This window comes from Nostoc sp. 'Peltigera membranacea cyanobiont' 210A (genome assembly GCF_002246015.1).
GTDB lineage: Bacteria > Cyanobacteriota > Cyanobacteriia > Cyanobacteriales > Nostocaceae > Nostoc.
The window spans coordinates 466,858-478,629 of record NZ_NOLJ01000001.1 but is presented as its reverse complement, the minus strand read 5'-3'; the positions used below and the strand labels follow the sequence as shown (position 1 = coordinate 478,629).

Annotated in this window: 9 protein-coding genes and 24 tRNA genes; 27 read left to right on the top strand and 6 right to left on the bottom strand. The window is 44.5% G+C overall.

Annotated elements, in window-relative coordinates:
• Window positions 1–14 precede the first annotated feature (14 nt).
• The gene (locus CDG76_RS02175; RefSeq protein WP_094347438.1) at window positions 15–1,934 is read right to left on the bottom strand and encodes a cation:proton antiporter; all 1,920 of its coding nucleotides are present in this window, start codon (window positions 1,932–1,934) and stop codon (window positions 15–17) included.
• A gap of 326 nt (window positions 1,935–2,260) precedes the next feature.
• On the opposite strand from CDG76_RS02175, the gene CDG76_RS02170 reads away from it, so the two are divergent.
• A tRNA-Glu gene (locus CDG76_RS02170) sits at window positions 2,261–2,333 on the top strand.
• Between the two features lie 93 nt (window positions 2,334–2,426).
• Here the strand turns inward: CDG76_RS02170 and CDG76_RS02165 are convergent.
• The 3 genes from CDG76_RS02165 to CDG76_RS02155 form a co-directional block, all read right to left on the bottom strand.
• Window positions 2,427–3,014, bottom strand: coding sequence for an SRPBCC family protein (locus tag CDG76_RS02165; RefSeq protein ID WP_094347437.1), 588 nt, complete (start codon window positions 3,012–3,014; stop codon window positions 2,427–2,429).
• Window positions 3,015–3,022: 8 nt separating this feature from the next.
• Complete coding sequence (locus CDG76_RS02160; RefSeq protein WP_094347912.1) at window positions 3,023–5,041, bottom strand: GAF domain-containing sensor histidine kinase; 2,019 nt, start codon at window positions 5,039–5,041, stop codon at window positions 3,023–3,025.
• A gap of 860 nt (window positions 5,042–5,901) precedes the next feature.
• Window positions 5,902–6,237, bottom strand: a complete 336-nt coding sequence (locus CDG76_RS02155; protein ID WP_094347436.1) for a hypothetical protein — start codon at window positions 6,235–6,237, stop codon at window positions 5,902–5,904.
• A gap of 437 nt (window positions 6,238–6,674) precedes the next feature.
• On the opposite strand from CDG76_RS02155, the gene CDG76_RS02145 reads away from it, so the two are divergent.
• Together CDG76_RS02145 and CDG76_RS02140 are read left to right on the top strand one after the other, a co-directional pair.
• A complete protein-coding gene (locus tag CDG76_RS02145) occupies window positions 6,675–7,181 on the top strand; it encodes an HNH endonuclease (RefSeq protein ID WP_094347911.1) in 507 nt (168 codons plus the stop codon).
• A gap of 16 nt (window positions 7,182–7,197) precedes the next feature.
• Window positions 7,198–7,587: an alr0857 family protein gene (locus CDG76_RS02140; RefSeq protein ID WP_094347434.1), complete on the top strand. Its 390-nt coding sequence runs from the start codon at window positions 7,198–7,200 to the stop codon at window positions 7,585–7,587.
• 34 nt (window positions 7,588–7,621) lie between these two features.
• Here CDG76_RS02140 and CDG76_RS02135 read toward each other — a convergent pair whose 3' ends face one another.
• The gene (locus tag CDG76_RS02135) at window positions 7,622–8,467 is read right to left on the bottom strand and encodes a polysaccharide deacetylase family protein (RefSeq protein ID WP_094347433.1); all 846 of its coding nucleotides are present in this window, start codon (window positions 8,465–8,467) and stop codon (window positions 7,622–7,624) included.
• Between the two features lie 200 nt (window positions 8,468–8,667).
• Window positions 8,668–8,790 (bottom strand): hypothetical protein, encoded by a 123-nt coding sequence (locus CDG76_RS38945; protein WP_262984296.1) that lies wholly within the window; start codon window positions 8,788–8,790, stop codon window positions 8,668–8,670.
• Between the two features lie 180 nt (window positions 8,791–8,970).
• Between CDG76_RS38945 and CDG76_RS02125 the strand changes: the two genes are divergently transcribed.
• From CDG76_RS02125 to CDG76_RS36935, 24 genes are all read left to right on the top strand, one after another.
• Window positions 8,971–9,044, top strand: a tRNA-Asp gene (locus tag CDG76_RS02125).
• Window positions 9,045–9,048: 4 nt separating this feature from the next.
• Window positions 9,049–9,125, top strand: a tRNA-Glu gene (locus tag CDG76_RS02120).
• 3 nt (window positions 9,126–9,128) lie between these two features.
• Window positions 9,129–9,201 (top strand) — tRNA-Cys (locus tag CDG76_RS02115).
• 4 nt (window positions 9,202–9,205) lie between these two features.
• Window positions 9,206–9,278 (top strand) — tRNA-Met (locus CDG76_RS02110).
• 6 nt (window positions 9,279–9,284) lie between these two features.
• Window positions 9,285–9,356, top strand: a tRNA-Trp gene (locus CDG76_RS02105).
• 84 nt (window positions 9,357–9,440) lie between these two features.
• Window positions 9,441–9,511: transfer RNA gene (locus tag CDG76_RS02100), tRNA-Glu, on the top strand.
• 7 nt (window positions 9,512–9,518) lie between these two features.
• Window positions 9,519–9,620: transfer RNA gene (locus CDG76_RS36860), tRNA-Tyr, on the top strand.
• A gap of 4 nt (window positions 9,621–9,624) precedes the next feature.
• A tRNA-Ser gene (locus CDG76_RS02095) sits at window positions 9,625–9,714 on the top strand.
• Window positions 9,715–9,718: 4 nt separating this feature from the next.
• Window positions 9,719–9,793 (top strand) — tRNA-Arg (locus tag CDG76_RS02090).
• 21 nt (window positions 9,794–9,814) lie between these two features.
• A tRNA-OTHER gene (locus CDG76_RS02085) sits at window positions 9,815–9,912 on the top strand.
• A 6-nt stretch (window positions 9,913–9,918) separates the two neighbouring features.
• Window positions 9,919–9,993: transfer RNA gene (locus CDG76_RS02080), tRNA-Asn, on the top strand.
• Window positions 9,994–9,998: 5 nt separating this feature from the next.
• Window positions 9,999–10,071 (top strand) — tRNA-Gln (locus CDG76_RS02075).
• 3 nt (window positions 10,072–10,074) lie between these two features.
• Window positions 10,075–10,150: transfer RNA gene (locus CDG76_RS02070), tRNA-Gln, on the top strand.
• Between the two features lie 6 nt (window positions 10,151–10,156).
• Window positions 10,157–10,233, top strand: a tRNA-Leu gene (locus CDG76_RS02065).
• A gap of 6 nt (window positions 10,234–10,239) precedes the next feature.
• Window positions 10,240–10,314, top strand: a tRNA-Leu gene (locus CDG76_RS02060).
• Between the two features lie 4 nt (window positions 10,315–10,318).
• Window positions 10,319–10,391 (top strand) — tRNA-Pro (locus CDG76_RS02055).
• A 107-nt stretch (window positions 10,392–10,498) separates the two neighbouring features.
• Window positions 10,499–10,576, top strand: a tRNA-OTHER gene (locus tag CDG76_RS36855).
• A gap of 109 nt (window positions 10,577–10,685) precedes the next feature.
• Window positions 10,686–10,758: transfer RNA gene (locus CDG76_RS02050), tRNA-Leu, on the top strand.
• Between the two features lie 276 nt (window positions 10,759–11,034).
• A tRNA-Thr gene (locus tag CDG76_RS02045) sits at window positions 11,035–11,107 on the top strand.
• A gap of 4 nt (window positions 11,108–11,111) precedes the next feature.
• Window positions 11,112–11,183: transfer RNA gene (locus tag CDG76_RS36850), tRNA-Gly, on the top strand.
• Window positions 11,184–11,270: 87 nt separating this feature from the next.
• Window positions 11,271–11,344 (top strand) — tRNA-Arg (locus CDG76_RS02035).
• Between the two features lie 91 nt (window positions 11,345–11,435).
• Window positions 11,436–11,509, top strand: a tRNA-Ala gene (locus tag CDG76_RS02030).
• 5 nt (window positions 11,510–11,514) lie between these two features.
• Window positions 11,515–11,590: transfer RNA gene (locus CDG76_RS02025), tRNA-His, on the top strand.
• Between the two features lie 4 nt (window positions 11,591–11,594).
• Window positions 11,595–11,732: a hypothetical protein gene (locus CDG76_RS36935; protein WP_190240727.1), complete on the top strand. Its 138-nt coding sequence runs from the start codon at window positions 11,595–11,597 to the stop codon at window positions 11,730–11,732.
• The last annotated feature ends 40 nt before the right edge of the window (window positions 11,733–11,772 follow it).

Genomic DNA, 11,772 nt, shown 5'->3' with positions numbered 1-11,772 from the left:
CTTCCCCAATCCCCTCATCCCCCAGAAGCCTCACTAGTAAAAAGTTGAGATAATTGGGCAAGCGATAGGTCTTCAACCTCTGGTAACTTTTCTAGAGAGAGGGGAGTGGATTGGGTGGCACCAGATAAGCGTTTTAAAAGGCTAGGTCTGGGGTCATGCAACAAATAAATAATGCGATCGCCAATTTCCCAATCTTGGTTAGCTGGCATTACCTGTAAGCGTTCAGCTCGTTCTACCAATAGCGGTATCAAAACCCCAGTCCGAATCTTTTCTTGGATGCGATCAGATTGCGTGGAAAATTCCGACTCATTCAGGGTAGTTGTTCCCAACTTCACTCGCCCATCATTCAAATATTCATTCCAAGTTTTAATCGCTAAGTCTGGAATAAAAGCTTGATTAACTTTATTACTAACCGAAATATTTGCTTGCGGATCGCGGGGGAAAACAGCTAAGACACGGGGCGGATTAAACTCCTCAGCTGCTCGTTGAGCCAAAACAAAATTCACCTCGCCATTACTTGTCATAGCCAGAAAAGTACCCATAGACGCAAGTCCCGCCTCTTCTAAAACAGCAGCATCTAGCGCACTGCTGGCAATAACCCGGAGATTTTGCGCCTCGGCTTGCACAAGACATTCGGGGTCAGTATCAATCATCACTACGTTTTCTCCCCGTTCTTGAAAAAAGCGGGCAATCACAAGACTCAAGGGATTACAACCCACAATTACTGCCCCAGTTACGTCCTTGGAGGTGATTTGCAGCCATTTAGCAACCCAGCCAGCTGTTAGCCCTTGGCAGACAACAGTCATGATAATTGTCAGGAAAACTAAAGCTTTGATGGAATCACCGCCGTTAATGCCTCGCTGTGTCAACGAAATCGCAAAAAAAGAAGCTATAGAGGCAGCAACAATTCCTCTCGGAGCAACCCAGCTTAAAAATAGTTTCTGTCGCCAGTTTAGGTCACTGTTCCAGGTACACAAGAGGATATTGATCGGGCGAACGACAAACATTAGTACCAAAACAGTGAATAAACTACCCCAACCCAAAGCAAACACACTAGCAATGGATAGGTCAGCAGCTAATAAGATAAATAGCACCGAAACGCTGAGAATTGTTAGCTGACCCTTAAAGCTGCGTAACAGACGTTCTTCCGGGACTGAGGAGTTAGCAAAGACTGCTCCTGCAACTACTGTTGTCATGACTCCCGATTCACTGCGGATCATCTGCGATAAGGTAAACAAGCTCCAAAGTATCGCCAACACCACTAAGTTTTTTAGCTCAAATGACAGAAAACTGGCGCGTTTGAAAATCAAACTCATCAGATAACCGCCAGCACCACCAATTGCTGCTCCCACACCCAGACGTATAAGTAAACCGACGATCGCATTGATCGGGTCAGCATTGCCGTTCAAAATCGTATCGAGGACAACGAAGGCGAGGATAGCCCCTACAGGGTCAATTAAAACCCCTTCTCCTTCCAAAAGTGTTGCCACTTGTCGATCTACATTGATTTGTTTGAGCAATGGCCCAACGACGGTTGGGCCTGTCACCACGATGATGGAAGCATAGAGAAAAGCTATGTTCCAGGGAAATTCACCCAGCCAGTGAGCAGCCATACTCCCGCCAAGTAGGGTGATTAGCGTTCCTTGAGTGACGAGCAATTGCAGGCTGACTGAAACTCTGCCTAACTCTCGTAAATCCAAGTTAAGTCCGCCTTCAAACAAAATGATTGCCGTTGCTAGAGCGACTATAACTTCCAGTCCAGTGCCTAGCGAATGGGGATGCAATAGCCCTATGCCATCGGAGCCAAACAAAATGCCCAACAGCAATAACAAGACGATGCTGGGTACACGAAGGTATGCAGCCAGCACTTGGGCGCTAATACCTGCAAAGACAGCGATCGCCATCTGTATGGTGATTTCAAAAGATGCTTCCATGTTGTAGATTTTGAGCGATTTATTTCAAAATCTCTTGTAAAAAACCGTAGATATTAACTCTACAGGGTACAACATCATACCCTTTGTTCCTTGCTGTCTTCAGCGTTTGTTAGATATGTGTATACCCCGAAATTCCCAGCGCCCAACGCTGATGCACCCTGCGGCTGACCGCAGAAGTATCTACGGACTTTTTTATCTGTCTCCATATCTTTGTATCCTCTTCAAGCTTTTGCTTCCACCCAGTTTAGCTGCCACAAACTTTTTTTGGCAAAACCTGTTGACAAGAGCAAGAAAATTGGTTAACTTATAAAAGGTCTGAGTCCGATGCCCCCATCGTCTAGAGGCCTAGGACACCTCCCTTTCACGGAGGTAACGGGGATTCGAATTCCCCTGGGGGTACTTAAAAACAATAAAAAGCAAAAGCTTTTTTGTTTGAAATCTATCAGTAAAAACCATCATCCAGGAATACCCTGAATGATGGTTTAATTGTTGTTATGCATACGGTTCTTTGCTGGCTAGCTCTTCTACACGTTGGTGAATAGCCAAAAGATTTAACCGCAAATCTTTGCTCAGACGATTTTCAATAATTCCCACTGGCATAGTGAGTTTAGGCCAAACTTGAATTGTGTAGGACAGATTTGTTCCTAGATACTCACCGAAAGAATAAGGCTCTAAGCACCAGCTACCAGAAAAGCCTTTAAAATCTCCCTCTACCATGCGGAAATTAATTGCTTTAGGGAAGCATTCTTCCAAATCCAGAACTACCCGCGCAGAAAAATTGAAATTCAGTAAGCGCTGGGAGCCTACTTGCTCCAGTCGAATCCCACCATTGGGATGCTCAATTAGACAACTCTTAGCGAGGTTGGGGAGGAAGTCAGGTAAGGCTTCATAATTTGTCAGAACCTTCCAGATTTGCTCCACGGGGTGGGGAATTTGGACTTTAGCACTGATTTGCCGCTGTCGCTCTGCTATTTTCTCAATTTGAATTTCTACCTGAGCAAGCAAATCCCCTTCTAATTTGGTGTCATCAGTGGGAGATTGCAAATCAGGGTTCTCTGTTGTGTTCTGTTTTTTAGTCACTTTCAGAATTATGGTTTGCTTTCGTCAGAAAATTGGGGCAGAGTCAAGGTGAAGCAAATTTCGCTTTGTTCAGAATCCGAAATTGGGAGACTTTCAACAGCGATCGCTCCATTTAGATGCTGCACTAAAGACTTGACTAAAGCAAGTCCCAAGCCAGTCCCTGGAGTCCAGCGCCCTTTTCCACGACGGAACTTATCAAAGATGTAGGTCGCTTCTTCTTCAGAGATGGCACGTCCTGTATTCGTCACCTTCATGATAACTTGATCGATTTGTTGATCGACTCGGTGAGCCGCTTCAAGGCGGACTATTGTATCAGACTCTGAGTATTTACAGGCATTCGTTAATAATTCTTGCAGGATACGGTCAAAACTCTCCAGTTCAGTTTGCAGTTTGAGGGATTCCTCCGGCAAATCTATAGAAATTTTTAATCCTTTTTCGCCAAGTTTTTTCTCAAAAGATGCTGCTATATCTTGAATTCTAGTATTTAAATCTATAGATTCTAATTGCGGGGCTTCATGAGGCGACTCTAGCTTTTGGAGTGTCAACAAGTCATTAATCAAGTTGATTTCCTTTGAACATTCCTGCTCAAGAATATCTAGATATTTACTCTGACGCTCTGGCGCTATTCCTGGCAAACGCAAGTTTTTTATTGACATCAGCATATTTGTCAAAGGATAGCGGAGGCGATCGCTCATGTTACTCAAAAATTCATCTTTGAGTTCATTAAGTTTTCGCAGCTGCTCAACATACTGCCGTGTTCTTTCATGCAATTTTGCCTGGAGTTCCAGACTACTCTGAAGTTTCGCCGTCCGTTCATCTACCAAGGTTTGCACTTGGCGCAATGTCTGTGACTGAATTATGGCATTACTAACTTGAGCGCAAACCATTTCCACAAGATTTAATTCTGCTAGTTGCCAATTGCGAATCACAGATTGCTGTAGCACCAAGAATCCTAAAATTTTACCTTGACTTTCCAATGGCACTAAAAGTACCGCAGGCAATTCCTCTATTGCAAATAATGGGGCAGCTGTCAAGGTCTCGTTTTGATCTGTATAGTCATCGAAGATTACTGGTTTTCCAGAATCCATGAAGGCACGCTGGCTTAAACCACAGTCTGAAATCAAGAAAGACTGAGCTAACGTATCTAGTTTACTAGTGCCAGAATTTTGTGTTTCTCTAGCCCATTCACCAATCACGGTACCTTTCGCTTTGGGAATTTGTTTTTTAGCTTGAGTCCTAAATAGTGGATCTGTATATTTCAGTAATATGAGCAAACCCCGATCTGCCTGTAGAGATTCGGCAGTCGAAGCGATAACTAACTGGAGCATTTGATTCAGCTCCAAGTTGCTACGACTCAATATAGTTAATTGCTTGATCAAGCTTTGGTGCTGGTTGCTCTTTTGCAGGGATTGCTCTTGATGAGCAATTTGTTGAGCTTGTGCCACTCTAGAAAAAGCGATCGCGCAAGCCGACTCCACTTCTTTGAGCAATTGTTTTTCTGATTCACTCCATTCATAAGGTTGGAATTTAATCAGATTAATCACTCCATTATTATTGCCACCAAACCGAGTAGGAATTGCCAAAACCGCTTTTATCGGTAGCGGTAAATATTGACACCCAATTACCAGACTATTCTGAATGATCGAAATGTCTTCAATAGTCAATGGTTGGGCAGCACATTGCAGCACTGGCGAGTGCATAAGCAACTGTTCCATCGAAAACATTTCTTCTGGGTGTGGCAACCCTAGATACTCATCAGCACACCAATTAGTAGTAGTTGCTTCGTCTGATGTTTCATCCGCCACTGAAACCAAGCAGCAGCAATCTACTTGAAAAGCAACTCCTAGCAATTGGGCAATCTCTTGCAGCATCAATGCTGTAGCCGAGCTATTAGCAATGATTTGGTTAATTTTTTGTACCAACTCGCGGGCAGATTCTTCCTGATGCTGCATCAGCTTGACTTGGTAAGGTTGTAGTCGATCTATGTCATCTATGTAATGTGGCGGCGATGATAAAGGCTTTTTCATTTTTGGCCCGCCCTCGGATAATAACCCCATTGTTCTTGCACCCAACCTCTTGGCATATTCTTCACCGTTAGTTGTGTTGCTACACCCTGATAATTGACAAATTTTGTGTGAATACTTTCTCTCACCTGTTATAGCCCTTTTCTATCTCAGATGGCCAAATTTCCACTGAATCAAGCAAATTGCTACATTGGTACATAAGTAATAGAATACTCAAGATATCCTATAAATGCTTAAGTTAGCTTATTTTTTACTGCTCTATTTTGAAATAATGCACTAACTTTATCCTGTCTGTAAGTATACATAAACCGTAATTTCTCTGGAATTACAGCAAAATTCTCCTTTTGAGCGCGTAAAATTACGTAACTTGCTTTATGAAGCTTTATTACATTCCTTGAAAAAACTAGTAGGTTTAACAAGCTACTCCTCGATCTCCGTAACTCTCAGTAAAATATCAATAAAAGTAAAGGAGACAAGAAGAGGTTGCTCTTGCAGTGTAAACTTCTCTTCTCTAGGAGAGGCTGCATCAACGAGACGCACTCGTGTTCAGACCCGATCTACACTGATATCGTAACTATGCTAGCGAGTTCGTAAGCGTCTTGTTCCCAACCTGTGGCAGAAATTTGGAGTAGAGCTTAAATTTAAATAAATTCTTGCTCACTATAGATTGCGGCAGTTCTGGCTAAATTGTGAATGCAGCCCAGTTATTAGTAAAAATAACTAGGCTGCATTCGTCTGAATATAAAAAAACCACATCTATTTTCAGAACTATATTTTTTAAAGTAGTAAGAGCATTTTGTACTCCCTGGTGGTAGTGGCGGGCTAGATGCCCGCCCTACACCAGGTTTCAAAATGGACGAGGTTTATCCAGCCAAGCTCTCGACACTCAGAGGAACCATATCGCCATTCCTCGTTAGTCCTAACAACATCGGTTCTTGGGGTTGAATTAGTTGACCTGTAAGTACACAGCGTTCTTCTTGCTGAGCTGTGGCAGCTATGCTAGCTCGAATGTCGGATCGCGAAAATCGAGGCTTCCACTCACCTGATTTTTGCTGGACATAATTCCAAAGGATATCTCGGATCAGAGCTTGATATCCCTGATTCCCAGCTATTTCTTTGAGCTTATCTTTGAGTTCCCGCTCTAGGCGAATGCTGGTAACTTCCATATCGGTGGTTGGGGTGCGAGCGATCGTATGCATCAGTTTTTCTCCTTAAGGGTATAGACAGGATAGTAATACAAGTGTAGTATGTTTAAAGGAATGTTCAATAGGTGAAATTTTCTGTGAAATCCATTTACCCCATCTCTACTTCAATTTTGTGCGCTACCAATTGCCGAACCAATTGGGAATCAGCTGCTATGGAAGTGGAGTATTTATTTATGGGCGATGGTAGCCAAAATCATGGGCAAATCACAGAGGGTAATGATGATTATAAGTATGTAGGCTTTAGTGCACTAATTGCAAAACCACAACTAAATCAAAAAAGCGGGGGGTACAGACGAAGGAATCCTGTACCGATATGAGACCAGAAAATTTTCCGGTCAATTCTAACCCCCGCTTCACCGAAAACTTGAAGCGGGGGTTTTTTTATAAGGAGTTAAGCTGTGACGATATCTTCCATGCGCGGCGCGAACGCAATGCAAGTGTTAGAGCAATCTGTGGTGGTGTTTTCTCAAAATTACTTGCCACTATGTCGGGTCAATATCAAGCGGGCGATTGTGCTGTTAGTAACTAACAAGGCGCAACCGTTGGGTTTTACCACAGAAGGCGGATGGCAAGTTCACTCACCCAGTTTGGTAATTGATGTGCCAAAACATATTCGCTTGACAATCACTTCTAATGAGCGGATGTGGAAAGTTCCGCCAGTGAATCGGCGAGAAGTATTGCGACGAGACCATCACAGTTGCCAATATTGCGGCAGCAGCAAACATCTAACGCTAGATCATGTGATGCCGCGTTCTAAAGGCGGTTCTCACACTTGGGATAACGTAGTCGCAGCTTGTGAAAGATGTAACTCCCGTAAAGGCGATCGCACCCTGTTTGAAGCTGGTATGCAACTGCGTACCAAACCAAAAGCGCCAATCCACCCCGCGATTTCTTTTGCTGAACAGTTTTGGATAGATATGCAAGCAAACCTGGAATAACAGGAGAGCATAAGGAATGCTGAAATTAACTTACACTGAAAGCAGTTTTGATTTAGAATGTGTCACTTTGTCGCTAGAAGAATGGGTAGCGAAGCGAGTGATTTTAGCCCTGCGAGTTGGGCAAGGTTTGTGCATTGAACCCACTACCGCTTCCTTTTTGCTTCCGGTTGATTTGCCAGGAGTAGAAGTACTGAGGGCTGAGGTAAAAAGAGATGACAGAGAAATCATTGCCCTCTGTACGTGCGATGCCGAATATATGGAAGTCACCCTACGGGGTTCTTGGCTATCAGCTAGTTCTAAGGATTCTGTCGGTGTGTTTGTCACCACTATGAGCGATCGCGCTGAGTTCTTTTTGCACAAACTTTGGCAGGAAGCTCAATCTTGTGCTTCTGTGATGAGTGAATAAACGAAATAGTTGGGTGAGGAGAATTTCTCACCCTTTATTGCGCCATTTTTAGCAGTTCGGGAATTGTCACAAATCGGTAGCCTTGCTGTTTGAGTCCACTAATGATTTGTGGTAAAGCTTCTACAGTTCTGTGGCGATCGCCACCACCATCATGCATTAAAACAATAAAACCAGGTTTCGCGCCTTTCAGGACATTATTTACAAATGCCTGCGGTTTGGCGTGAGGATCGGTATCAGCGGAAGTTAACGACCACATAATGACAGCATCTTTCTGGCTTTTGGCGTAAGCAGCTAGTCCGTTATTTAAAAAGCCTCCAGGAGGACGGAACAGAGACGTTTTGACTCCTGTAGTTTTGTATATCAGATCGGCTGTGCGATCAATTTCACTCTTGGCTGTGGCTTCATCCATTCGCCGATACCAATGATGCCAAGTATGGTTGCCAATGGCGTGTCCCTCGGCTACTTCACGCTTGGCTAAGTCTGGATTTGCTTCTAAAGCTTGTCCTACCCAAAAGAATGTTGCTTTAACATCATTTTGCTTCAAGATATCCAGCATTTCTAGGGTTGTCTTTGGCCAGGGCCCATCATCAATGCTGAGAGCAATAACTTTTTCGTTGTTGCTGGGTTGCACCTTATAAACTGTTTTTCCCTGAAATTTAGCTGGGACTGTAAAGGTAGGGTTTTCTACTTTGGCTGATGGCGGTAGCTGGGCATTAATTTGGCCCTTTGCTGGATCTTGAAGTGCAGTATGAATTTTGCTTAGTGGCTGGTTCAACCCCGATTGTGGGGAGATGCCTGGGGCAATACTACAAGCTGTAATACTAGAGGCGATCGCGACAATACTAATTATCTGTTGTCGCTTGAGGTAGTTGTCTGTCACGTCAGGCTTTTAAAGATTCACCCAATCATAAGCTGTAGTTTGACTTTTCAGAGAGTTTAGCAAGCTCAAATATCAGTGCAGAAGCTTTTTTAGACAATTTCAAAAAATTTTTCTGAAACCCCTTGACACCTCTTGTAGTATTTTGTAGTATATTTGTAGTAAGGCGAAAGACAAAGCTTCTCAAGAGTCAAATTTATGTTCTACATACAACTAAAGGACAGGCGTTGAAACAAACCAGAATCCTTAGTCAACAAAGCTGCTTTTACTTGCAAACCATCGGCAGTAGAGGCAATAAACGAAAAAAGTTCTAATTTTGCACTCATCAAAACCACTGAATACATCCGTAATACACAACAGGCTTGCTACCTAGAGTGTTGGTTGTTTTCCTAACAGTTTCTAACAGTAAATTTTCTGAACCTTGAAAACTAAATAAGAAATGGGCAAGTTCACCAACAAAATCTGTGCCTAAAAACTTCAAAGTTTAGGCACAGATTCCAAAAAATCGGGGTGTAGCTCAATTGGCTAGAGCGTTCCGTTGTCTGCGGAAATGTTGCGGGTTCAAGTCCCGTCACCCTGGTTGCAGTCCTGTAGGCGAATAGTTTAAGCCGTCAGTTTCTCAAACTGAAGATTGCGAGTGCGAATCTCGTCGGGACTCCCAAATGGTCAGGTAGCCAAGTTGGTAAGGCGTTGGTCTGCAAAACCGATTAGCGCGGGTTCAAATCCCGCTCTGACCTCTGTCGCAGCGTAGCTTAACCAGCAAAGCCCCAGGTTCATACCCTGGTATATGCGGGTGCAAATCCCGCCGCTGCCACTAAATGCAGGGATGGTGTAACGGTAACACCTCGTGACTCCAAATCCGATGTTCTAGGTTCAAATCCTAGTCCCTGTGTCAGACAATTTTGGATTTTAGATTGCCAATTTTAGATTAAAAAATTTAATCCAAAATCTAAAATCCAAAATTCGCTCAATTATGCCCTCGTGGACTAATGGTTAAGTCAGTGTTCTTTCAAAGCACAGATGCGAGTTCAATTCTCGTCGAGGGAATAATTATGGGTCGGTGGCCGAGTCTGGCTGAAGGCGACAGTCTGTAAAACTGTTCTTTTTTGCACGCAGGTACCCTTCGGGAAGCAAGCTACAAATCCTGCTCGACCCACTATGGAGAGGTGGCTGAGTGGCTAAAAGCGTCCTCCTGCTAAGAGGAAACGGGTAGCTAATACCCGTCGCAGGTTCAAATCCTGTTCTCTCCGTTTTGAGAGTGTGGTGTAACTGGATAACATCTCAGTCTACGAAACTGAAGACGTGAGGGTTCAAATCCCTCCACTCTCGTTACATAATCTCTTCTTTTATCCCCTGGTAGCTCAGTTGGTAGTTAGCGCCTGTCTGTTCGCGAAGCGTGTCTGAAAGACAAGAACAGGAGGTCGTCGGTTCGATTCCGACCTGGGGGGCTTCGTTGCCTCATAGCTCAATGGTAGAGCAAGCGGCTGTTAACCGCGCGGTTGTAGGTTCGAGTCCTACTGAGGCAGCCATTCATTGCCGGGTGGACGAATTGGTAAGTCGCATCGCTCTGAACGATGAGGTTGCAGGTTCAAACCCTGCCCTGGCAATAAAGCCCTGTGGTGTAATTGGCAACATCGCGCCCTTTGAAGGCGAAGATTCCAGGTTCGAGTCCTGGTGGGGCTGCCAAACTTTGCTCTTGTAGCCCAACTGGAAGAGGCTGCCGTCTCAAAAACGGTAAGTTGTGGGTTCGATTCCCACCAAGAGGACCAAAATTTGCTCCTGTAGCCCAATTGGAAGAGGTGGCAGACTTAAAATCTGTTTGGTTGTGGGTTCGACTCCCACCAGGAGCACTAACGGGATGTAATTCAGCGGCGAGAAGCCATGCTTTGGGAGCATGGAGTCGCAGGTTCGAGTCCTGCCATCCCGATATGCCCCTGTGACGGAACTGGCATACGTGTTGGAATCAGAGTCCAGATTTTGCAGCTACCCTTCGGGAAGCCGCTTCGCGTCTACAAATCCTGTCAGGGGTACTAAGCTCTCGTGGCGGAACGGAAGACGCACGCTTACCGAGGATCTAGTTTTTTGCAGGTTCAAATCCTGTCGAGAGTACCAAAACATCTGGGTGTGGCGCAGATGGGAGCGCGGGAGTTTCGGTAACTCCAGTCGCAGATACCGTGCGGGAAGCCGCTAGGGCGTCTACAATCCCTGCCACTTAGACTTTGCCCTTGTAGCCCAACGGAAGAGGCGCTTCGCTTAGAACGAAGAGGTTGCTGGTTCAAATCCAGTCAGGGGTATTGGTGAATATGCGGGGATAGAGCAACGGTGGCTCGTTAGGCTCATAACCTGAATATCCACAGGTTATGAGCCTGCCCCCGTCACCAAATTTTAGATTTTAGATTTTCAATTTTGGATTGTTGATTCAAAATTGAAAATCTAAAAAGGTGTGAGAGCAAGCTTGTTTTATTTGTCCAACAAATAGGGAGCATCCCAAATCTACAATTCTTTACTCAAGCTCATATTTGAAGTTATGGGGTCAATCTAAAATCCAAAATCCAAAATTCAAAATTAGTGCTGGTGTAGCTCAATTGGCAGAGCAACTGACTTGTAATCAGTAGGTTGCAGGTTCAATTCCTGTTACCAGCTTGATGCGGGTGTGATGTAATCGGTAGCATCTGAGTGCGCCATACTCAGCGCGTGGGTTCAAATCCCTCCACTCGCTTGCGTAGTCCTGTAGCTTCAACGGTAGAGCAAGTGCCTTACAAGCAAGAGGTTGCAGGTTCAAATCCTGCGAGGACTACCAAATCTTGGGAGTGTAGCTCAATGGAATAGAGCTTCGAGCTTCTACCTCGAAAGTTGTGGGTTCAAGTCCTACCACTCCCGCCTAAAAAAGTCAAAAGTCAAAAGTCAAAAGAATGAATTTAATATTTCTCTTTCTTTTTAGTTTTTACTTTGCTCTTTTTACTTATTCGATGGGGTCATAGCTCAAATGGCTAGAGCGCCTGCCTTGCAAGCAGGAGGTTATGGGTTCAATTCCCATTGATTCCACTGATGGTATCTGAAGCCAAAGTGGTCGAGGCGCTGGTTTGTGGAACCAGTCATAGCGGGTTCAAGTCCCGTCAGACACCCCTGAATGGAAGATGTCGCTGAATGGACGGCAACTGGTCTTGAAAACCAGGGTATGGGCAACTGTAGGGGTTCGATTCCTCCATCTTCCACCTATCCACCTGAAGCCGAAAAGCGAGGCGCTGTGCTGATAACACAGAAATAGGAGGGGCAGTACCTCCCTGGTGGATTTATATGTAGTGTTG

Coding starts and splice junctions, on each gene's coding strand:
- CDG76_RS02175 (WP_094347438.1), bottom strand. CDS start 1,934: ATGGAAGCATCTTTTGAAATCACCATACAGATGGCGATCGCTGTCTTT.
- CDG76_RS02160 (WP_094347912.1), bottom strand. CDS start 5,041: ATGAAAAAGCCTTTATCATCGCCGCCACATTACATAGATGACATAGAT.
- CDG76_RS02155 (WP_094347436.1), bottom strand. CDS start 6,237: ATGCATACGATCGCTCGCACCCCAACCACCGATATGGAAGTTACCAGC.
- CDG76_RS02145 (WP_094347911.1), top strand. CDS start 6,675: ATGCAAGTGTTAGAGCAATCTGTGGTGGTGTTTTCTCAAAATTACTTG.
- CDG76_RS02140 (WP_094347434.1), top strand. CDS start 7,198: ATGCTGAAATTAACTTACACTGAAAGCAGTTTTGATTTAGAATGTGTC.
- CDG76_RS38945 (WP_262984296.1), bottom strand. CDS start 8,790: ATGAGTGCAAAATTAGAACTTTTTTCGTTTATTGCCTCTACTGCCGAT.
- CDG76_RS36935 (WP_190240727.1), top strand. CDS start 11,595: ATGGAAGATGTCGCTGAATGGACGGCAACTGGTCTTGAAAACCAGGGT.